16 protein-coding genes and 1 tRNA gene are annotated in these 20,849 nt (G+C 57.4%); 5 read left to right on the top strand and 12 right to left on the bottom strand.

The genetic code is table 11. From position 1 onward, the window contains the following. Nucleotides 1-3: 3 nt before the first annotated feature. Nucleotides 4-1,338: a deoxyguanosinetriphosphate triphosphohydrolase family protein gene (locus tag AB4Y89_RS16895; protein ID WP_442302109.1), complete on the bottom strand. Its 1,335-nt coding sequence runs from the start codon at nt 1,336-1,338 to the stop codon at nt 4-6. 346 nt (nt 1,339-1,684) lie between these two features. Then, complete coding sequence (glmS, locus tag AB4Y89_RS16890) at nt 1,685-3,562, bottom strand: glutamine--fructose-6-phosphate transaminase (isomerizing) (protein WP_442302108.1); 1,878 nt, start codon at nt 3,560-3,562, stop codon at nt 1,685-1,687. A 244-nt stretch (nt 3,563-3,806) separates the two neighbouring features. Between glmS and AB4Y89_RS16885 the strand changes: the two genes are divergently transcribed. Then, complete coding sequence (locus AB4Y89_RS16885) at nt 3,807-7,493, top strand: TonB-dependent receptor (protein WP_442302107.1); 3,687 nt, start codon at nt 3,807-3,809, stop codon at nt 7,491-7,493. Between the two features lie 61 nt (nt 7,494-7,554). On the opposite strand, the gene AB4Y89_RS16880 is transcribed toward AB4Y89_RS16885, so the two are convergent. From AB4Y89_RS16880 to purS, 5 genes are all read right to left on the bottom strand, one after another. Then, nucleotides 7,555-8,154, bottom strand: a complete 600-nt coding sequence (locus AB4Y89_RS16880; protein ID WP_442302106.1) for a histidine phosphatase family protein — start codon at nt 8,152-8,154, stop codon at nt 7,555-7,557. A gap of 470 nt (nt 8,155-8,624) precedes the next feature. Beyond that, entirely contained in the window at nt 8,625-10,127 is a 1,503-nt protein-coding gene (locus tag AB4Y89_RS16875) for a hypothetical protein (protein ID WP_442302105.1), read from the bottom strand. Between the two features lie 35 nt (nt 10,128-10,162). Beyond that, nucleotides 10,163-11,602 carry a hypothetical protein gene (locus tag AB4Y89_RS16870; protein WP_442302104.1) on the bottom strand — a complete coding sequence of 480 codons (1,440 nt, stop codon included), beginning with the start codon at nt 11,600-11,602 and terminating at the stop codon, nt 10,163-10,165. 260 nt (nt 11,603-11,862) lie between these two features. After that, complete coding sequence (locus AB4Y89_RS16865; protein ID WP_147646424.1) at nt 11,863-12,228, bottom strand: hypothetical protein; 366 nt, start codon at nt 12,226-12,228, stop codon at nt 11,863-11,865. Between the two features lie 47 nt (nt 12,229-12,275). Continuing rightward, nucleotides 12,276-12,521, bottom strand: coding sequence for a phosphoribosylformylglycinamidine synthase subunit PurS (gene purS / locus AB4Y89_RS16860; RefSeq protein WP_442302103.1), 246 nt, complete (start codon nt 12,519-12,521; stop codon nt 12,276-12,278). Between the two features lie 107 nt (nt 12,522-12,628). Between purS and AB4Y89_RS16855 the strand changes: the two genes are divergently transcribed. Further along, a complete protein-coding gene (locus tag AB4Y89_RS16855) occupies nt 12,629-13,156 on the top strand; it encodes an inorganic diphosphatase (RefSeq protein WP_442302102.1) in 528 nt (175 codons plus the stop codon). A 168-nt stretch (nt 13,157-13,324) separates the two neighbouring features. Here the strand turns inward: AB4Y89_RS16855 and AB4Y89_RS16850 are convergent, their stop codons facing one another. Both AB4Y89_RS16850 and AB4Y89_RS16845 read right to left on the bottom strand, forming a co-directional pair. After that, nucleotides 13,325-14,191: a dienelactone hydrolase family protein gene (locus AB4Y89_RS16850; RefSeq protein ID WP_442302101.1), complete on the bottom strand. Its 867-nt coding sequence runs from the start codon at nt 14,189-14,191 to the stop codon at nt 13,325-13,327. 107 nt (nt 14,192-14,298) lie between these two features. After that, nucleotides 14,299-15,639 carry an APC family permease gene (locus tag AB4Y89_RS16845; protein WP_442302100.1) on the bottom strand — a complete coding sequence of 447 codons (1,341 nt, stop codon included), beginning with the start codon at nt 15,637-15,639 and terminating at the stop codon, nt 14,299-14,301. A gap of 66 nt (nt 15,640-15,705) precedes the next feature. Here AB4Y89_RS16845 and AB4Y89_RS16840 point away from each other — a divergent pair. Further along, nucleotides 15,706-15,798 (top strand) — tRNA-Ser (locus tag AB4Y89_RS16840). Between the two features lie 270 nt (nt 15,799-16,068). On the opposite strand, the gene AB4Y89_RS16835 is transcribed toward AB4Y89_RS16840, so the two are convergent. Both AB4Y89_RS16835 and AB4Y89_RS16830 read right to left on the bottom strand, forming a co-directional pair. Next, on the bottom strand, nt 16,069-16,347 hold the full coding sequence (locus AB4Y89_RS16835; protein ID WP_442302099.1) for a hypothetical protein: 279 nt from the start codon (nt 16,345-16,347) through the stop codon (nt 16,069-16,071). 288 nt (nt 16,348-16,635) lie between these two features. Beyond that, nucleotides 16,636-17,037 (bottom strand): hypothetical protein, encoded by a 402-nt coding sequence (locus AB4Y89_RS16830; RefSeq protein ID WP_442302098.1) that lies wholly within the window; start codon nt 17,035-17,037, stop codon nt 16,636-16,638. A 238-nt stretch (nt 17,038-17,275) separates the two neighbouring features. On the opposite strand from AB4Y89_RS16830, the gene AB4Y89_RS16825 reads away from it, so the two are divergent. Beyond that, nucleotides 17,276-18,613, top strand: a complete 1,338-nt coding sequence (locus AB4Y89_RS16825; protein WP_442302097.1) for an MFS transporter — start codon at nt 17,276-17,278, stop codon at nt 18,611-18,613. 374 nt (nt 18,614-18,987) lie between these two features. Here AB4Y89_RS16825 and AB4Y89_RS16820 read toward each other — a convergent pair whose 3' ends face one another. After that, complete coding sequence (locus AB4Y89_RS16820) at nt 18,988-20,034, bottom strand: 6-phosphofructokinase (protein ID WP_442302096.1); 1,047 nt, start codon at nt 20,032-20,034, stop codon at nt 18,988-18,990. A gap of 177 nt (nt 20,035-20,211) precedes the next feature. Between AB4Y89_RS16820 and AB4Y89_RS16815 the strand changes: the two genes are divergently transcribed. Next, the gene (locus AB4Y89_RS16815; protein WP_442302095.1) at nt 20,212-20,838 is read left to right on the top strand and encodes an HAD family hydrolase; all 627 of its coding nucleotides are present in this window, start codon (nt 20,212-20,214) and stop codon (nt 20,836-20,838) included. The last annotated feature ends 11 nt before the right edge of the window (nt 20,839-20,849 follow it).

Here is a 20,849-nt window from a genome sequence, read left to right as displayed (position 1 = left end):
TTTCTAACGGAGAGGGTCAAGCAGACTTCCGTCGGTGGCAAAACCCATAAGCCGTGAATAAGTCCTTTGTACCTGGAGTTCAGTCATGCTTGCTATCAAATCAACGCAAATTCGCTTACGCGCAGAATCATTGGATGCTTCATCTAAACGTTCTTGAAAATATACGGGCAACATCGTGGTGCGCTTCCGAGTAAGCGCTTCGTCCACATAAATCTGAAAGAGTTTTCGAACCATATTTCTTTGGCCAGCTTGTTCAGTAGCCAAACTCGGATCTTCAATGACGTATGTCCATGTCAATTCCTTAAGCATAAAGACCTCGTCCTTTAAGTCTGGGTCTATCTGCAAAACTGGTTTCCCCTTGGACAATTCGATCGAGATAGCCGAAGCGTATCGCCCGATGAGAGCGGACGTAAAAGATCTTAGGCTACCCCTCTGCTTTTGTGTCCCTTTATATGGCTGAGTTGGAGACAATATTTGCGACAACAGCTCAGTAAAAGCCGTCTCGAGCTCCTTTCTACGCTTCAGCACCTTATTATTTTTTAGGGATTTGTTCCGTCGCTGTACGCTTTCAAAAAAATAGTTTCTTTCTGCTCCATCTTGCTGAGAAACCATTAGATGCAAAGGAATTCTTCCTGCCCGATAGAAATCTTCGAGATCGTGCACGCAATATGTAATATCGTCGGCCCAATCCATCAGCCTGGCTTCTATGGTTGGCTCAATAGGGTTGCGGGCAGCATCTGGCCTCGCAAATTGGAATCTTTTTCTCTCCGATGAATAATAGCCCCATTTTTTAGGTTTCTCTGCATTCTTCCCCTCAGCCCATGGGTATTTGATGGTTCCCGCAAGCGTAGCGCGCGTGAGGTTCAAACCATCATATTTAGGTGAATGGAAGGCCAGTTTGGTTATCACCCGGAAACTTTGGGCATTGCCTTCAAATCCCCCAATATCTTTCGCGAGGTCATTCAGCTCTTCCTCTATTACGTGACCGAAAGGGGGATGACCTAAGTCATGTGCAAGAGCTGCCGCCTCAACTACGTCTGGGTCGAGGTGTTTCGATATATCGAGATGTTTGTCATATTGGCGAATCAAATTTTCCGCCATTCGTCTCCCGACTTGAGCCACTTGCAGAGAGTGAGTTAAGCGGTTGTGGAAGACATAGCCGCTATTAGCGGTAACAACTTGGGTAACCTCGGCAAGGCGGCGAAACGCCGAAGAATAGAGAAGCCGATCCCTGTCGTGCTGAGCAGGAGATCGGCCATCATTTGGAGAAGACTGCGATTGAAACTCTCTATCTAATCTGGACGGTTTCTTTGGCACGCCACCAAGCGTAACAAACAACCTTCTGCTACGCAGTCATTTTAGTCAGCTTTCGTTTGGAGGTCATTTTTATTTGATGATCGGAGAGCAAGAATGCCACTGCCTCTCGAGCATCGGCATCATTAACGCCCTGTTTCCTCATCTTCTCCAAGAACTCGGCCGAACTGTACTCCTTATCAGAAGAGAGGGTGCTTAAAACCAAATTGGAAATTTTCTTAGGCGGCATCGTAGTCCCTCTCTGTAGTTCATTGATGGATATGCCTTTCAGCAGGCTGGAGACTAGTCTCCAGCCTGCTGAAAGGCATATCCGTCTAGAAACTATATCTAGATGCATTTTAACGCTATAAGAAAGTTTGTCAAGACTCAACTACTCCACCGTCACACTCTTCGCCAGATTCCTCGGCTGATCCACATCGCATCCTCTCCTGACAGCAATGTGATACGCCAGCAACTGCAGTGGCACTGTCTCCAGAATCGGCAACAACAGCTCCGGAGCCGCGGGAACATGCAGCGTATGTTCCACCAGCTTGCTGATCTCGTGGTCACCTTCCGTCGCAATCGCAATCACGCGGCCTGAGCGTGCCGTGACCTCCTGAATATTCGAGAGCGTCTTCTCATACTTCAGTACCGACTGCGGGTCCGTCGGATCCTGTGTTGCAATCACCACCACCGGCAGGCTCTCATCGATCAACGCATTGGGCCCATGCTTCATCTCACCCGCCGGATAGCCCTCGGCGTGGATGTAAGAGATCTCTTTCAGCTTCAGAGCGCCTTCGAGAGCGATGGGGTAATGAATGCCGCGGCCAAGGAAGAGGAAGTCGCGGGCATTGGAGAATGACTTCGCCAGGTTCGCGCACGCGTCATCCACCGAGCGCAGCACCTCCTCTACCTTGCCCGGAATCTTCGAGAGCTCCGTCACCAGGTGCAAACTCTGCTCCGCCGCCGCCGTGCCGCGCTGTTGCGCCAGGTATAGAGCCAGCGTGAACAAGGCAGTGAGCTGCGCGGTGAAGGCCTTCGTGGACGCCACACCAATCTCCGGCCCCGCATTCGTCGAGATCGTCCCATGCGCCTCGCGCGTAATCGCCGCGCCCACCACATTGCAGATAGCCAGCGTCGGGATTCCAAGTGACATCATCTCGCGCTGTGCCGCAATGGTATCGGCCGTCTCGCCCGACTGCGTGATCAGCAGACCGATCTCATTCGGGCTGGCGATCGGCGAGCGGTAGCGATACTCGCTGGCGTAATCCACCTCGACTGGCAGACGCGCCAGCCGCTCGATCATGAACTTACCCGCAAGCGCCGCATGCCACGAGGTTCCGCAGGCCGCGATCGTAAGCTGAGTCGCCCGGCGGAACTCCTCCGGCCCCAGCTTTAGATCGGGCAGGAAGACCTGTCCGCTGTCGAGCGAGACGCGCCCCAGCGTGGTGTCACGGATGGCGCGCGGCTGCTCGTTGATCTCCTTCAGCATGAAGTGCTTGTAGCCACCCTTCTCTGCCTGGATGGGGTCCCACAGAATGCGCTGCGGCGTGCGATGCACCAGGTTGCCGTCAAAGTCGGTAAACCGCGCGCCAGCGGGCGTAAGCACCGCCAGGTCACCATCAGCCAGATACACAATGTCACGCGTGTGATGCAGAATGCCGGGCACATCCGAGGCGAGGAAGTACTCCCCATCGCCAATACCGATCACTGCCGGAGGTCCGTTGCGCGCCGCAATCAGCGTGTTCGGAGCATTAGCCGAGAGCACGCCGATAGCAAAGGCTCCGGTCAGGCGCTTCACCGCCCGCCGCACGGCAGCCTCCAGCGCCTCGGCACCCGTATCCGATCCAGCCTTCAGTTCCTCTTCGATCAGGTGGGCGATGATCTCGGTATCGGTCTCGGTGACAAAGCCGTGCCCTTTGGCCGTGAGCTCCTGCTTGAGCTGCAGGTAGTTCTCAACGATGCCGTTGTGCACCACCACCAGCGTTCCGCTGCAGTCGCGGTGAGGATGGGCATTCTCCTCCGTGGGGCGCCCATGAGTCGCCCAGCGCGTGTGGCCAATACCGTAGTTGCCGTGCAGCGGCTGGCCGGCGATCACCGACTCCAGATTGCGCAGCTTCCCCGGAGCCCGGCGAAGCTCCAACCCGGAGGCGGAACCGGCAACAGCGATTCCGGCTGAGTCATAGCCGCGGTACTCCAGGCGGCGAAGACCTTCAATGATGACGGGAACAACAGGCTTGGGTCCGATGTATCCAACGATGCCACACATGTCCACCAGTGTAAGATGGGACGCTCCGGTTGAAGATCAAGAACAAGTACCGCCCTGAGATTTCCCTCTATGCACGGATTTCCAGATGTCCAGGCTGGAACCATTTCAGCTAATAACCCGCGAGAACCTCTTCCTCACCTGAGAAAATATCCTCTGGATCAGGCGAACAATACGCCTTCCATATCCGTATCCCCTTTGGCTCTCACCCGGGAGCCGTCCCCTTTCGTTTTTAAGGAGTCCATCTATGTTGCGAATCACACGATGCCTCGTGCTTTTAGCCTTGGTTTCATTTATCTGCGGAGGCCTCCGCGCCCAGCAGGGTCAGGATCTGGCCTCTCTGGCCGGCGTAGTCACTGACGCTTCCGGCGCCGTCATCCCCGGAGTCGCCGTGACGCTGAAGAACCCACTCACTGGAGTTGTCTATACGGCAACCACCAATAAGGAAGGCTTCTACCGCATTCCGGCCGTAGTCCCCGCCCAGACCTATGAGGTAACCTTCACCGCCACCGGCTTCTCCGATGCGCGTTTCACCAACGTACCGCTTCTGGTCGCCTCCTCGCGCACCCAGAACGCCCAGTTGAAGGCCGGCGAAGCCGTCGCCATTGAGGTTTCAGTCGAGGGCCAACGGAACACCATCAATACCATCGATGCCACCATCGGCAATAACCTCGACATTCGGGCAGTTGACGAACTCCCGACTCTGAGTCGCCTCTCACCCGCCAGCTTATTCACGCTCCAGCCAGGAGTGAGCAGCGTCAACGGTTTGACCATCTCGGCTGCGGGTGCCCGCACCGACCAGAACACCATGACCATTGACGGTCTGGACGTCAATGACATTGCAGCCGGCGGCAGCACTACCATCGTCGGTAACGCGCCGGTCGACTCCATCCAGGAGTTCCGTGGCACCGTAGCCGGCAACATGGCCGGTAGCGGTACCGGAGGCGGTGGTCAGTTCCAACTCATCACCAAGAGCGGCACGAATAACTTCCATGGAAATATCAACGAATACCATCGCGATGTCTCCACGGTGGCCAACGACTGGTTCAACAATCAGGCTGGAGTTCGACGCCCAAACTATATCCGTAATCAGTTTGGCGGCAACATCGGCGGCCCCATCCTAAAGGATCGCCTCTTCTTCTTTTTCAACTATTCCGGTTCGCGTATTGTTCAGTCCGGAACCCAGAATCGCATCGTTCCGCTGGACTCTTATCGCGCCGGGAACGTCTCCTATATCAAGGCAAGCAGCGGCGGCACGGCCTGCGCCTCAACCAGCCGCCAGAACACCACCCCGCAGTGCATCGGGGTCGCCAACGCTAAGTCGCTGGATCCCCAGGGCCAGGGCTTCAATTCCAACATGCTCGCCGTCATTGCCAATCGCTATCCGCGTGCCAACCTGCTGACGCAGGGTGACGGTGTAAATACAGGCGTCTACCGCTTTACCTTCCCTCAACCGGATAACCACAACATCTATGTCGGCAAGATCGACTTCAATCTGACACAATCGCAGCGTATCTGGGCACGCGCCACCGTGACCCGCGAAGACCGCGTATACGCTGCACCGCAGTACCCGACAGACCCGCTGACCTTCCCCTTCCAGGACCGTTCCTACGGCTACGTTATCGGCCACAACTGGATCATCGGCAGCAACAAGGTCAACTCGTTCGAGTACGGCGATAACATCACCGTCTATAACTTCCCAACCAACTTCAACCCGACCGGAATCAACACCTTCACATTTGGAGGAGGCACGACCACCTTCCTCAATGGAGCATACGCATCGCCCAGCTCCCAGCGACGCCGCATTCCGATTCCTGTCGTTCGCGATGACTTCAACTGGACCATCGGAAGGCACAGCCTCTCCTTTGGTGGAACCTTCAAGTTCATCAAAACCAACAGCCTGCTGGTAGGCGACTTCAACACCTATACGCTTGGCCTTGGCGGCAACACACTAACGCTCAACTCGAGCCTGCGCCCTTCAGATATCCGCGGAGGCACAACCGCCGCCACCACGTATGACAGCGCGTTTGCACTGTCTCTTGGACGTGTCGGCGCCATCAGCAGCAACTATAACTACACTGCTAGTGGTAATGTCACTCCTCAAGGCAACGGTGCCGTCCGCCGTTACCGCTACTACCAGACCGAGCTCTATTTCGGCGACATCTGGAAGGTCACGCCGCACCTGACGCTTGATTACGGTGTTCGTTACCAGCTCTACTCGGTTCCGTTCGAGGCGAATGGTTTCCAGTCAGTGCAGAACACCAACTTCGACAGCTACTTCGGCGCACGCGTGGCACAGAGCCGCAGCGGCGTCTTTGGCGACGGGGCAGTCCCGTTCATTACCTATCAGCTTGGCGGCAAAGCGAATAATGGGCCGGCGCTCTACTCGCCCAACTATAAGGACTTCGCTCCTCGTTTTGCCTTCGCCTACAACCCCGGCTTCGACCCAAAAACGGTCTTCAACGGCTCCATCGGGATCGTCTTTGATCGTACCGTCATCAACGCGGTGAACTTCGTCCAGGACCAGAGCTCATATCTCTTCCAGAACACTGCCAACCGTCAGTATGGAAGCTCGAATGCGAACTCGGCGTTGCTCAATGATCCTCGCATCGGTAGCAACCTCTCCGTCCCAGCGGCCCCCACTGCACCCGCCCTCTCAAAGCCCTACACTCCCTATGTGACCGGCGGTGTCGGAAGCGGTTTGGCGGACAACCAATTCAACACCATCATCGATCCGAAGCTGAAAGATCCGTACTCGATCATGTACAACTTCGGTATCCAGCATGAGTTCCCCGCGAACTTCGTCATGCGGTTGAACTACGTAGGCCGTCAAGGACGTCGCCTGCTTGCTCAGGCAGATGCCTCGCAAGTTATCGATTTTCCAGATAGCCGTTCTGGACAAACGCTCAATCAGGCGTTCTCCAACATGGTGATCCAGAGCCGCGCGAGCGGCACCGTCACCAATCAGCCGTGGTTTGAAAACCAGTCTTCATGCAGAACACAGTGCCTTTACAGCGCCTTGGGATCTCTGGTGCTGGCGGGCGACTTCGCCGACTTCATGCAGGCCCTGGCCGCCAACGGCCTTGTCGCTCCTAACGTTGGTATGCCAACGCAGTTCGCCGGCAATACTTTCATGACCAACAAGGGCTTCTCCAGCTACAACGGCTTCCTGGCCACTCTTTCGAAGGGCAATGCTAAGACCGTTCGTTTTGACCTCAATTACACATGGTCTCACTCGATCGATAACACCTCGGCCGTGGCGAACTTTATCGCTTCCAGTCAGGGTTATGGCTTCATCTGCGACGCAACCCAACCCCGCGCATGCCGTGCCAACTCCGATTTCGACATCACGCATGTGATCACGTCGAACTTCATCTTCGATCTACCTTTCGGCCGTGGACGTGCCTTCGGTGCGAACACTCCGATCTGGCTTGACGAGCTCATCGGTGGATGGACGCTTTCGGGAATTCCTGGGTGGCGCTCTGGCCAGGCCCTCAACACCAACACGAACGCCTTTGTGGCCGGCTACGCCAATAACTCCCCGGCGATCTTCAATGGAGATAGGGCCGCAATTCGCCCTCGCTTACACAAGGCCAGCAACGGTTCAGTCACCCTCTTCGACGACCCCGTCAAGGCACAGAACTCTTTCGTCGGCCCAATCGGCCTGAGGATTGGCGATCGTAATGTTCTACGTATGCCGCATGTCTGGGGCTTCGATGCCGGCCTTGCCAAAACGTTCAAGATTGTTCCGGACAAGGTCAGCATGAAGTTCCGGGCCGATGCCTTCAACGTCTTCAATCACCCCAACTTCTCTGCTCCGACAGCAGCCAACCAGAACATCTTCGCCTCCACGTTTGGTACGCTCACCTCAATGCAGGCTTGGAATCAAACCTCCTACCGCGTTGCACAGTTCGCTTTGCGGCTGGAGTTCTAACGTGAGCAACACAACAACAAAAAGCCCGGGCAATCGCCCGGGCTTTCTTATTCCATGCAGACTAAATCTTGTCGCCCGGCGTGCGGTTCCACGTCTGCAGCACCTGCTGGTCGTGCTCATAGCCAAGAATCGACAGCGATGCCGGGACCAGTGAAAGCAGGCGTGCACCACGCGGCGGCAGTCCCAGCCATGTAGCCGCCAGGATGCGCAGAATATGACCGTGAGCCACCAGCAAAATGTCACCCTCAGGTGCGGCCGCAAGCGCGGTGTCAATCACTCGCTGGGCACGGACAGCGACTTCTTCGATCGTCTCGCCATTCGGAATCTCGGAGTCGAAGATATTCCAGTGCGGATCGTTGCGCTGTTCACGAATCTGCGGCGTCGTCAGCCCTTCGAAGATGCCGTAATTCCACTCGCACAGATCAGGATTCACCACCGCGTATGGCCCATAGCCAAGCAGCGTGCAGGTCTCTCGCGCGCGCTGCATAGGGCTGGTCTGCACCAGGGCGAAGTGCCGCTGGTTCAGTAGAGTTCCAACAGTACGGGCCTTCTCCCGGCCATTCTCCGTGAGAGGAATATCGGTAACGCCAGTGTGCTGGCCGGAAAGCGACCACTCAGTTTCACCATGGCGGACGAGAAAGAGACTAGGCTTGGAACTCATGAAGTCAGTGTAGAAGAGAGACGTTAGCAGGTTACGAAAAGGAGGACTGAAAGTCAGCCCCATCGCGAAATGTACCTCTGCGGCTGAAGCCGCATTTAGTCCGGCGACAGTGCGGCATGGCTGAAGCCATGCCCTTAAGCAAAACAAAAGCGCGCATCCTCTGCGTTTCAGCCTTGCCACTTGTTCGCGCAGAGCGCGAATGCCTTGCTTAAGGGCACAGCTTTAGCTGTGCCGTATTAGAGCATTTCTCCTGTTGCTGGGTATCCCGGGAGAGGCGTGCAGGGGCGTTTTCATTGCGGAAAACGCCCATAGATGCAGACACCCTGCACTACACCTACAGGAGAAATGCTCTAGCTCTGGATGAGACGCGGCTTCAGCCGCTGAGGTACAACGTTTTCTCCTACTTCACCGGACGTGCATTGCCCCATTCTTCGCGATGAAACCGCGAAGAATGGGCAACGAGACTTCGTCTAAACAAACGTGACCAGCTTCGCCGAAGCTGCCGGCACGGTCACCGGAATCGGCCCAGGCGTCTCGCGGATCATCATCGTGTGCATCTCACTGCCCAACTTCGCCTCATGCGCCTCAAGCGATGATGCGGTCAGCGTGCGGATATCCGTAATCCCTTTCGCCGTCACATTCACCGTAATGGATTGCGTCGCATCCTTATTGATCACCGCCACAGCAAGCTTGCCGCTCGGCAGCTTCGCCGCATAGATGCTGACATCCACGTTACCCGGCTCTGCCTTCACCGGCAGCAACGTAGCCCCCGCCAGCAGACCAGCAAAGCGCATACCGAAGTTCACCGGCTCTGCGGTGTAACGGCCATTCGGCTCTTCATTGATCGGCGTATAGAACGGCCGCGGATGCGGCACGGTGCGGTCAGGCATAAGCTCTTCGCCGGGCAGCGTTCCGCCAAGCGAGTCAGCCACTTCCTTACCTCCGCCGCCATGCAGATTCACACCCGAGTAGCCATAGCTCGCCAATGTCAGCAAATAATCTGCTGCCCACAACGAAGCCGCAAAGACATCCGAGAAGCCCGGCTTGCCGCCGCGATAGCACGTATTGCCCTCGGTCATACGATAGGGAAGCTTCAACGCCTCACCCGCCTCGCGCGCCAGCTTCGCCTTCGAGACTGCCGCCGGATCCGTCATCAGCAGGCGCTCGATCGTAGCCTTCGGATTCGACGGCGGACCGGTGAAATAGTAGTGGTGCGACAGCGAGACCAGCTGCGGCTTGTTCTCCACCGCAGGCCAAAGAGCCGCAATCTTCGGCAGCCAGGTCACATCGGCGGCGACATCCGGAATGCCGAACTTCGCACTCGGCGCCTTGGCGCGAATAGCGTTGGCATGCGTCAGCCAATCCTTCAGATAGGCCTCCACACCCCACGTCTTCGAGTCGCGCAGATGGCGTCCGAAGATATCGACCTCATTGCCGACCTGCAGATACTCCAGGCGATCGCCGAGTGTCTTAATGACGAAGGCTGCCTCATCGGCGTTGTCCTCAGGACGCGCTGTGCCCAGGTTCAGACCATAAATACAGGTCCATCCCGTGGCCTTCAGGAACGCCGCAAGATTCCGCACACGCTCGGACGAGATGATGTAACTCAGGTTGGCATTCGGCTCGCCAACCACCGTCTCCGTGTGCGGCCTCTCCGGAGGCTTCGTTCCCGGCTTTGCCTGCCACCAGGAAAACTCGCCTGTGTTGCCACCCAGGCGCAGAACACCGTGCGGCGACAGCGCCTTGAACTCAGCAATCAGATTTTTGTTCGCTGCGGTAAAGACCTCCGGCTTGCTGAGCTGCTGACGCTCATACGACAGTCCGATGAAGTTCAGAGGAATCGTGTGGATCGGGTGCTCCGCATCGATGCCGACGGCAACAGCAGCCTCTCCGGCCTGGGCAAAGATAGGGTGCGATAACGATGTGGCAGCAAGCGTAGCTGCAGAGGTGCGAAGAAATCGACGGCGGTCCATGACTTTCTCAGCATATGCGTCGGCAGACGGCATTGTCAGCCCGCGGTCGCTTTGAACGGTCCGACAAGATTGGTATTTACAAATACAGCGCTGTGACGTGGAAGAAGAAAGGTCGGTGGAATTCCATTGGACGTCGTGTAATGCTCAGCGAGCCCGGGCTCCCACGGCTTTTTGCGCTGAGTTGCGGTTGCCGATAAGGAAGCACCAGTCAGGCGAAAAACATATACGCCGCTGCATCCCTTGATGCGAAGACTCAGGTCCCGGTCACTCTTGTTAATCAGCACAACCCGCACCGAATTCCACGACCCAAATGCGGCATACGCCGAACACTCCGGCAGGTCGATATCGAAGTGGCACTCGCACAACGTGCAGTTGGTCAATGTAGCGGCCAACAGCATGCCATCGAAGACCGGCTGCGCTGCATATGTCCCATTGTTCTCGGCAATCGGCGTGTAGAACGGCCGCGGGTGAGGCTCGTTCTCTGAAACAAGCTCCTCTCCCGGAAGTTTGCCGCCGAGCGCGACGGCAATCGCTGAGCTGTTGCCACCGTGAATATTTGCTCCGCTATATCCCAGCAACGCTAGCTTCAACAGATAGTCCGCCACCCACAACGCCGAGGCGAAGGTGTCAGAAAGGCCGGGCTTGCCGCCGTCGTAACAACTGTTTCCCTCGGTCATGCGATAGCGAGTTTTTAACGACATCGCGGCATCATGCACTGCCTCCGCTGTCGTCTCGATTCTCAGATCCGGACTAAGCATCTGTGGGATGGTTGCGTTCGGATTAGAAGGCGGGCCGACAAAGTAGTAGTGATGCGTAAGAGCGGCAATCTTCGGGAGGTCTTTCTCCGCAGAGAGCAACTCCGCAATCCGGTGAAACCACTCTGGGTTCCACGCAATATCCGGGAGCCCGAACCGTGCCGCCGGCACACGCCGATGGATCGCCCGCGCCTGCTGTATCCACTCCTCGACAAACGCCTCCACCGTCCATGCATTCCCGTCACGCAAGTGACGGCCGTACAGATCCACTTCATTGCCAAGCTGGAAGAAATCCAGATGCTTCCCGAGCTTGAACGCCACATACTCCGCCTCTGCCACGTTCTCCTCTACGGTCCCCGTCCCCAGATTCAAACCGTAGATACAGCTCCATCGTGTCGCGTCCAGAAATCCGGCCAAAGACTGAATGGCCTGTGGTGTTACGGCATACTGAAGCTCCGGGACAGGCTCACTCGTGGCGGAACGCGGTGTTATCGGACGCGCCGGCTGCGCTGTCTCCGCTGTCGCCTTCCACCATGAGAACTCGCTCGTCCGGCCTCCCAGACGGAGACTTGCTGGCGCGAGCGTCTTAAACAGCCCCACCAGTCCCTTGTTGTTTGGAGAAAAGAACGCGGGATCGGCAAGCTGCATTTTTTCGTACGACAGCCCGAGAAAATCGGCGGGAACCGTCGGCCCCACCTTCTCCGGCGCAACAATCAGCATTGCCGATGTCGGCGCAGCCGCAAACGCAATGCGGTGCGCAGAGGCAGTAGAGTATTTTTCCTGTAGGTGTAAAGTAGAGCTCCCGAATCGATGGGCGTTTTCCGCAATGAAAACGCCGCTGCACTCCTCTGCCGGGACACCCAGCAACAGGGAAAATGCTCTAGACACAACAGCAGCAGAGCTCACAAGGAAGCGGCGGCGGTCCATGGATGAGCACAGCATAGCTGTCCCCACGCCATTACGCGACGAATTTCTACCGGCTAGACGTGATGCTTCCGCGGCAGGTGGCCACCAATATACGCTGCCGGCGTCATCACCAGGATGGCGATAATCGGAGCCCAGAAGGTAGAGAACTGGCGCCAGGTCTGCCAGATATTCCAGGCGGAAAGAATGAAGATGATCGCCGAAGCTGCCGATCCAGCTGAGGTGTTGGCCGCGATCAGCGTCGCCAGCAGGCCGCCGATCAGGGCAACCAGAATTCCCGCCAGCGCAGTTTCCACCATGTAGCCGGTCGAGGCCGGCAGCCAGGGATCATGCTTGGTGATGGAGAAGAACCAGACGAGATATCCGGCCAGCGCGAACAACGAGCCGGCAATGGCGCCGAGGAAGATACGGAAATTTTTCATGGCCGGGAGGCGTGCCAATGGGATTATGCCATGATTGGCGCGCCCGGTTACTCCTCTATGCGGAAGCTGTATTCTTCGATCACCGGATTGGTCAACACCTCACGGGCGATCTTGTCCACCTGGGCCTCGGCGGCCGCCTTATCCAGGCTCGGATCAAGCGTCAGAACGAAATATTTGCCCTGCCGGACGGCCGTTACGCCGGTCAGGGAAAGACGGCGCAAGGCGTTTGCAATGGTCTGGCCCTGGGCGTCCAGGACAGTGGTTTTCAGCGTAACGTAGACATGCGCCTTCATCTGCTTGATTATAGTGGCAGGGCCGGACCGCCTGAGGGCAGTGACCGGCATAACTGTGATAAGGTTCCGCAGTACCCATTCCCATCACGAGGATTAATAACTCCGCAATGGTTGATTATCTTGGCTTGCCCATTGGCGACAAGTCGCCTGAGAGTGTGACGGCTGTCATTGAGATTCCCCTCGAAGGAATCAAGAAGTACGAGTACGACAAGAAGCTGCACGTCTTCCGTCTGGACCGCAATCTGTACTCGCCCGTGCACTATCCGGGAGACTACGGGTTCATCCCCAGCACGCTGGGCGACGATGGCGATGCGCTGGACATCCTGGTGCTGGTCGATACTCCCAGCTTCCCCGGCTGCGTCATGGACGCTCGCCCGATCGGCATGCTCGAGATGATTGACGGCGGCGAAGGCGATGAGAAGATCCTCGCCGTGGGCGAGGGAAATCCGCGCTACACCGATGTCTCCGACTTCTCGCAGATCTATCCCCACATCCTGAAAGAGATCACGCACTTCTTCTCCATCTACAAGGATCTGGAAGGCAAGCGCGTTGAGATCAAGGGATGGAAGGGCGCCGCCGACGCCAGGAAGAAGATCCTGGAAGCCGCCGAAGCCTTCAAGACCGGCAAGAAGTAAACCGCACGCACCGCACAAGAACAAAGGCCGTCCCAAGGGACGGCCTTGTTATTTCCGTAGTCGATACACCGGGTGCCCCGGGTCCCTCGGGGACCTGGGCATTCGCGCTACGCGCGAACCGCTTTTCTGTTTGTCGTCCTTCGCCCCTATCGCGATCGAGAGAAAGCGTTACGCCAGCCGCCGCTTATACAACCCAAGCAACTCCGCCCAGGCCTTCTCAGCCCCGGGCTCGTTGTAGACCTGGCTGCCCTTCACCGTCCAGCCGTGAGCACACCCCGGATACACCTCCACCTTCGCCGGCACCTTGGCTGCGGCAAAAGCCTCCTTGAGCTTGTCCTTAGCCGCCGGATCGCGCTGATCGTCGTTATCAGCCACAGCGGAGTACACCTCGGCCTTCATCTTCGAAATCATCAGATGCGGGCTGTCCGGCTTGTCAGTCACCAGACCTCCACCATGGAAGGTCGCGGCCGCTCCCACACGATCCGCCACCGTCGCCGCCGTGCGGTAGGTCAGCGGACCGCCCATGCAGTAGCCCTGCACACCCATCTTTTTCTTCTTGTCAGTCTGCGGCTGCGCATCCAGAAACGCCATGTAAGCCTTGGCGTCGCTGATGTTGGCATCGGCCGTCAAAGCCGCCGCCAGCGGCATCACCTTGGCGCGGTCTTCAGGCTTGCTGAAATCGAACGAGCCATCGACCACCGGAGCCTTGGCGTTCCGATAAAACGGATTGGGCACCAGCACCACGTAGCCCTCGGCGGCAAGACGACGCCCCATATCCCGGAAGACCGGGCGCAGGCCCAGGATATCGGTCCAGACCAATACCGCAGGCCAGGGGCCTTTGCCCTCGGGATAGAACAGCGCCGAATCGGAGACTCCCGAGGCCATCGGCACATTCACATCTTTTTCAACAACCTTCGACTGCGCCCCGGCAGCCGCGGAGGTAAGCACAACGGTTGCAGCAGCACCCAGGCCAAAGGCCCGGCGGGTAAGCGTGGGATCGTGAATCAGTCCCTGATGAATATGTTCATCGCACATGACTGGCACTCCTTTTCTTGAATTGCAGGATTGCTGAGAGAACGTGTGGCTGTCGTCTACATGAGCAGGATTCAATGCTGCTTGTCATAGGACGTCGCGGTCAACGCCTAAGACTCATCCGCGGCAACTCCCTCCCGGGCGGCGACCGGCGAGCAATTCCGGCAGAACAGGTACAACACCGGCCCCACCGCCGCGATCAACAAAGAAAACAGCATCGCCGACATGCCATACGTACGCTCCTCGCGCGATGCCCACAGCGCAAAGAAGATCAGCACCGCCGGCCCAATTCCAACCGCAATCGCCGTGAACAGTCCACCCGGAATGCGGAAGGGACGCTTCATCTCCGGCTCGCGCAGCCGCAGCACCACCAGCGCCACATCCTCCAGCATCAGCGACGCTCCGTAGAGCACAAGATCGATCGAGATCAGCCGCTCAAAGGTCAGTCCCAGCGCCAAAGCCCACGCAGTTGCACAAGTTACGATGCAAACCCACGGCACGCCCGCACGATTTACGCGGGTAAAGACCTTCGGCAGCAGACCATCCATTGCCATAGCGAAGGGAAGCCGCGTGTACGACATTGTCAACGCCGTGAAGGTTCCCACGCCGTCGATCGATCCGACAAAGACAATCGACGCCGCCAGCAACGGACCACCGAAGACCTTCGCCGCGTCCACCCAGGCGCCGGTCGTGAAGCGATCCGGCGAAAGGCCGCCCAGCCACACCGCCAACAGCGGCAGACAATAAACAAACATCACCATCACCGCTGCCCGGATCATCGCGCGCGGATAGTTGCGCTGCGGCTCTTCCACCTCCGCCGCAATGGTGGTGGCGTTATCCCATCCCATGTAGTTCCACATGGCGACCAGCAACGCTCCGGACAGCGTGTGCTGCACCGGCAAGCCTGCATACGCATGCGCCGCCGGATGCCGCACGGCGTAGCCAAGCGCGATCAGCACCAGAATCGCAAACGGCGAGAGCGAGACGATCATCATCCAGACCGAGCCTTCGCCCACTGCCGCCGCGCCACGCAGATTCCACAGCACTGCCAGCAGAATCACCAGCAACTGCAGCATGGTTCCGCGATGCCCTGCGGTCATAAACGGAGCCACTCGGCCCAGGTACTCGGTAAAGATCGTGGGGTAGATGGCCATATCGAAGACCGACGCGGCCAGAGAAAGCCATGCCTCCTGGAACCCCCAGAAGGGCCCCAGAGCTCGCCGTACCCAGGCGTAAAACCCGCCCTCAAGCGGAATGGCCGAGGCCAGTTCGCCGATCATCAGCGCCGTTGGCAGGCTCCAAACAAAGGGCAAAAGCACCAGTAACAACAGGGCACGGCCGTAACCGGCCATGCCGATAATGTCCTCCAGGCCATACGGCCCGCCCGAGACCATGTAATAGGCGCCTGCCAGCAACGGCAGCAGACGAAGCTTGCGGACAGATTTTTGCATTGCAGCGATGGCTTTGAATGTACGGGAATTTGCGGCGTTCCGGTATACTGATCTACATCGTGCGCTGGAGAGATGGCCGAGTGGCTGAAGGCGGCGGTTTGCTAAACCGTTATAGGGCCAAAAGCTCTATCGGGGGTTCGAATCCCCCTCTCTCCGCCAGTTCCCCCAAAAGCGCTGATCCACTTACAAAATAGCCGCAGCAGCTCGATAGAAACCAGAGCGCTGAAGGCGCGTTCTATACCAGCCTGGGGCAGCGCCCCAGGTTTCCTGCCCATTGAGAATAAAGGGCTGAAGGCCCGCTCTATAACTCTTCATTAAATTATCGGTACGCCTTGATGTGATGAGTCTGGAGTTCGTATCAGAAATACTGCCATCCTGCTTCGGACGCAAACGCACCTCAGGATTTGGCATGAACTTTAGATTCACGCCCTAATTCACAACCCACAATTCTTCAGACCAGAAACCGGCCGCCAGAAGCGTATCTTCATGCTGCAACTCACCTTGCGCAAGAAGAACACCGTTGTCGAAGTTGTTTCTAACGGCATACGACGTCTCGCCGACCGGGAGAATGCCAACCTCCTCAAGGACCACACAGGCATCCTCAGCGGTCTCAAACTCGCATAGCCAACAGTTCAAAGGCAGATCGATACTGACTACTGTGACGCGGACGCATTCCAGGCGGTCGCAGACCATGGCCGTCGCTTTCATGGCACCTTAGGATGCGGCGACCGCGTGCAGGAGTTTCAGGCCCCGCAAGAAAATTGTCGTCTTTGTACCTGGTCACAATTTACAAAGACGATTTTCACGTCGCACCGATTTTCACCACTGTCACACCGGTTCCGTGACCTCCGCACCTTTGTTCGCATTTCGATCCTCAGCTTTTATCGGAACTATTGACATCCAGGAGTGCTGACATCCGGGAGTGCCCATCCCACCCATCGCGATGCGATGGATGGGGCACCCAATTTTGGGGCAAGTAAGATCTGGGTGCCCCATTCATGCGAAAGCATGAGTGGGAAATTCGAGCGCTAGAGCCTTTCTCCTGTAGGTGTAGTGTAGGGATTCGTTATCTATGGGCGTTTTCCATAATGAAAGCGCCGCTGCACTCCACTTCCGGGCTACCCAGCAACAGGAGAAATGCTCTAGAGCCTTTTCCCTGTAGGTGTAGTGTAGGGATTTCGTATCTGCGGGCGTTTTCCGCAATGAAAACGCCCATGCACGCCCCTCACTCACAATCTCTTCCGAACTGAGCTTTTTGAAGTTCGATGGAATCTCTTTGAACTTCGCCGACTGGATCTTCTCAAGCACCTTATTGCGCTGCAGAAACGTCAGATCGACCTTCTCGCCGTTTATGGCCGGAAGACCGATGACAGATCGCCCGAAACCGTTCTGCGCCATGCGCTGATATTCGTCTCGCGCAGATGCTTTCCGCTCTTCTGCGCAGACGTACAGGATCTCGTCTCGGAGGGCAGGGGATAACGGTTAACACGCCGTTAATTTCAACCTCAGGTGAACTTCTGTCGCTTGCCCGAGGAAAAAGCAGGACATTAGCCCGAGGTGTTAGTCTCTCCTCCATCCGAAAATAGTAAAAACGTCTGTTCCCTCGAACTGCGCGCACCAACTTACAGGACTCCGTATGGCCTTTGAACCCTCTGATTCCGGGTCCCGCTCCACAGCGGACCAGTTTTCCGGTTACCCGGACTTGAAGAAGCGCTGGCTCTACATCATGCCGGTCGTCTTCGTTACCTATAGCCTGGCCTATGTCGACCGGGCGAACTATGGATTCGGCGCCGCCGCGGGCCTGGCAGACTCCTTGAAGATCAGCTCCGCCCAGTCTGCTCTGCTGGGGTCGCTCTTCTTTCTCGGTTACTTCGTCTTTCAGATTCCCGGCGCGGCCTATGCCCGCAAACGCTCCGCCCGGCTGCTCATCGGTCTTGCCCTGGCAAGCTGGGGCATCCTCGCCTCGCTGACCGGTGTCATCACTCAATACTGGGTTCTGGCCATCGACCGCTTTCTGCTGGGAGCAGCCGAGAGCTTCATCCTGCCGGGCATGCTCATCCTGCTGACCAAGTGGTTCAGCAAGTCGGAACGATCCCGCACCAACACCCTGCTGATCCTCGGCAACCCGGTCACCGTCCTCTGGATGTCGGCCGTTACCGGCTACATCATCAACGCCTTCGGCTGGCAGATGACCTTCGTGATCGAGGGCCTTCCCTCCGTCCTCTGGGGGATCATCTGGTTCCTCGTCATCCGCGACAGCCCCGAGAAGACCTCCTGGGTCTCAACGGAAAGCACTACGAAACTCAGCGAGGTGCTGGCGAAGGAACAAGCCACACTTCCCAAAGTCGCAAGCCTGACCAGCGCCTATCGCAATCCCAACGTCATTCTGCTCTGCATCCAGTACTTCCTCTGGAGCGTTGGTGTGTATGGCTTCGTCCTCTGGCTGCCGGTCATGATCAAGGGCGGCTCCTCGCAGGGAATCGGCATGACCGGCCTGATGAGCGCCATCCCATACGCCTGCGCCATCATCCTTATGCTGCTGGTCAGCTACTTCTCTGATCGCACTGCCAAACGCACGCGGTATGTATGGCCCTTCCTCATCCTCGCCGGTGCTGCCTTCTTCGGCTCATACCTCACCGCCGGCCAGAGCTTCTGGGCCTCCTTCGCCTTCCTCATCGTCGCCGGCGGAGCCATGTACGCTCCATACGGCCCGTTCTTCGCCATCATTCCAGAGATGCTGCCAAGCAACGTCTCAGGAGAGGTTACGGCTCTGGTCAACAGCCTTGGCGCTCTAGGCTCTTTCACCGGCAGCTACCTGGTCGGGTGGCTGCAGGGATACACCGGCAGCTCCAAAGCGGGCTATCTGCTGATGTCGATCGCTCTTACTCTCGCGGGTCTGCTCATCCTCCCGCTCAAGGCAGAGGTTCGAAGCGCTGAAGCACCCATACCGACAGAGCACGCCATTGTGGAGTAAACGCTCTAAAAGCAGCATCTCCTTACCTGGACAGTTATGGATAAATTCGCTTTGTGTTTGTCAGGAGCTAGGGTATTCCTAACCCACCCTAGCGTTGCGCTAGGGTGGGGCAGCCGGGCAGATATGACAAGCAGATTTCTCCGCTGCGCTCCGAAATGACAAACAAAGGTGCAGTGGCAATAAGCGCTGAAGGCGCGTTCTATACCAGCCTGGGGCAACGCCCCAGGTCTCCGGCACATTGAAGATAAAGGGCTGAAGGCCCGCCCTATAGTTCTTCAGTCAAGGCGAATTTTTCGATACACCCTAGACCTTCTTATAAGGCCCCAAGGACAAGTGCTCGTCTTCAACCCGGACGCCGCCGTGTACTTTGTGTATCAGCCGCTGGACTCTGCGCTGAGGCTCGAGAATTTGAGGGCCGGCGGACGCAGTGCCGTAATCACTCCCATCAACTGGGCATCGACACCGCGCGGCGGAGCCACGGCCTCTTCCAACGGGATATCGACGATCACGGAGTTCTTCAGCGCCACCATCCTGCCGTACCGGCGCTCATTCACGACATCGACAGCCGCGACGCCATAACGCGTTGCGAGCTGGCGGTCATAGGCAGTCGGCGTGCCGCCACGCTGCACATGGCCAAGGCTGATGCTGCGCGTCTCATACCCGGTCCGCTCTTCAATCACCTTGGCCAGCGCAACACCAATGCCGCCCAGCTTTCTGGCCGGAGAGGTCCACTCTGTGTTCGGCAAGTGCGCACCTTCTGCTGCAACGATGATGGCGTACTGCCGTCCTTCCTGCCACTCGTACTGCACCTGTGCGCAGATCTCGTCCAGGTCAATCGGTCTCTCAGGAATCACGATGACGTGAGCGCCACCGGCAAGCCCGGCACAGGCAGCGATCCAGCCCGTATGCCGCCCCATCACCTCGCATATGATGACGCGATTGTGAGCCTCAGCCGTCGTATGCAGGCGGTCAATCGCTTCGGTGGCTACGTTTACTGCGGTATCGAATCCGAAACACATATCCGTTCCGCTGAGATCGTTATCGATCGTCTTCGGAACACCGACGACGTTCACACCTACCTCGGTCAGGGACAGGCTGGCAGCCTGTGTTCCGTTACCACCGATCGCAATCAGGGCTTCAACACCATGACGAGCCATGGTCTGCATGCATTTCACATACCCACCATGCACCTGCCGGATATCAAGACGCGAGGAGCGCAGAATGGTTCCTCCGCGTGAAAGAATCTCGTCGGTTGTCTGAAGATTCAGCGGCATCGAAAGGTCTTCGATCAGTCCACGCCAGCCTTCAGTGAAGCCGACAAACTCGTTCCCATAGTGCAGAACGCCCTTCCTCACCGCTGCCCGGATCACTGCATTCAGACCGGGACAATCACCACCCGCAGTTACGATGCCTATACGCATTGCTTTTTCCCATCAGAAGAAAGCCGTTCTCTGATGCGGCTCAAGAATAGCACCGCACACCTCTTCCCGGCAGATCCAAGCGAGACCCGGCAGATCCAAGCGAGACGTTTCCGTTGAAGTTCCTCCTTTGAATTCAGTTCTCCAACGGAATCCAGAGCCACTCCTATACTTGTCTTCATGCGCTCTTTGAACACACTCTCTGAAGCCGCACTGCAAGCCGATGCACTGATCTTCGACTGCGATGGAACGCTGGTCGATACCATCCCGGCTCACCTGCATGCACTCCAGGTTGGGTTTGAACGCATCGGCCTCACGTTCCCCGCCGAATGGTTTCATCAGAACCACTCGCTTACAGCGGATGCACTGCTGCAGAAGTTCCAGGATGACGGTCTTGGACAGATTGAGGATCCCAAGGCAGTTCTGGCGAAGCATGACATTCTCTTTCGCGAGAGCCTGCACATGCTCGAAGAGGTATCGGTCATCGCGTCGATTGCCCGCGAGTACAAGGGGAAACTCCCCATGGCCGTCGCCTCGAATGGAAATCGTGTGAACGTTGAGGTCAGCCTCGAAGCTGTAGACCTCCTGCAATATTTCGATGCGGTCGTCGCCAGGGAAGATGTCCTTCACGGCAAGCCCGAACCCGACGTCTATCTTGAAGCCGCCCGCCGCCTCAAAGCCGCTCCCAATCGCTGCCTCGTCTTCGAAGACTCAGAGACCGGCCTGGCAGCCGGCCGCGCCGCCGGCGCCAAAGTCATCGACATCCGCGAGTACTACCAACCCGCCTGGCAGCAAGCAGGTCACTAAGCTGACTCACG

The sequence above is a fragment of the Terriglobus sp. 2YAB30_2 genome (assembly GCF_052114765.1).
Lineage (GTDB): Bacteria > Acidobacteriota > Terriglobia > Terriglobales > Acidobacteriaceae > Terriglobus.
Note: the sequence above shows the minus strand (reverse complement) of the source record. Positions and strands in the feature narration are given on the sequence as shown.

What these genes read in the sequence shown, in the direction of transcription:
- glmS (WP_442302108.1), bottom strand. Translation starts at nt 3,562, where the DNA reads ATGTGTGGCATCGTTGGATACATCGGACCCAAGCCTGTTGTTCCCGTC.
- AB4Y89_RS16885 (WP_442302107.1), top strand. Translation starts at nt 3,807, where the DNA reads ATGTTGCGAATCACACGATGCCTCGTGCTTTTAGCCTTGGTTTCATTT.
- AB4Y89_RS16880 (WP_442302106.1), bottom strand. Translation starts at nt 8,154, where the DNA reads ATGAGTTCCAAGCCTAGTCTCTTTCTCGTCCGCCATGGTGAAACTGAG.
- AB4Y89_RS16875 (WP_442302105.1), bottom strand. Translation starts at nt 10,127, where the DNA reads ATGGACCGCCGTCGATTTCTTCGCACCTCTGCAGCTACGCTTGCTGCC.
- AB4Y89_RS16870 (WP_442302104.1), bottom strand. Translation starts at nt 11,602, where the DNA reads ATGCTGATTGTTGCGCCGGAGAAGGTGGGGCCGACGGTTCCCGCCGAT.
- AB4Y89_RS16865 (WP_147646424.1), bottom strand. Translation starts at nt 12,228, where the DNA reads ATGAAAAATTTCCGTATCTTCCTCGGCGCCATTGCCGGCTCGTTGTTC.
- purS (WP_442302103.1), bottom strand. Translation starts at nt 12,521, where the DNA reads ATGAAGGCGCATGTCTACGTTACGCTGAAAACCACTGTCCTGGACGCC.
- AB4Y89_RS16855 (WP_442302102.1), top strand. Translation starts at nt 12,629, where the DNA reads ATGGTTGATTATCTTGGCTTGCCCATTGGCGACAAGTCGCCTGAGAGT.
- AB4Y89_RS16850 (WP_442302101.1), bottom strand. Translation starts at nt 14,191, where the DNA reads ATGTGCGATGAACATATTCATCAGGGACTGATTCACGATCCCACGCTT.
- AB4Y89_RS16845 (WP_442302100.1), bottom strand. Translation starts at nt 15,639, where the DNA reads ATGCAAAAATCTGTCCGCAAGCTTCGTCTGCTGCCGTTGCTGGCAGGC.
- AB4Y89_RS16835 (WP_442302099.1), bottom strand. Translation starts at nt 16,347, where the DNA reads ATGAAAGCGACGGCCATGGTCTGCGACCGCCTGGAATGCGTCCGCGTC.
- AB4Y89_RS16830 (WP_442302098.1), bottom strand. Translation starts at nt 17,037, where the DNA reads ATGGCGCAGAACGGTTTCGGGCGATCTGTCATCGGTCTTCCGGCCATA.
- AB4Y89_RS16825 (WP_442302097.1), top strand. Translation starts at nt 17,276, where the DNA reads ATGGCCTTTGAACCCTCTGATTCCGGGTCCCGCTCCACAGCGGACCAG.
- AB4Y89_RS16820 (WP_442302096.1), bottom strand. Translation starts at nt 20,034, where the DNA reads ATGCGTATAGGCATCGTAACTGCGGGTGGTGATTGTCCCGGTCTGAAT.
- AB4Y89_RS16815 (WP_442302095.1), top strand. Translation starts at nt 20,212, where the DNA reads ATGCGCTCTTTGAACACACTCTCTGAAGCCGCACTGCAAGCCGATGCA.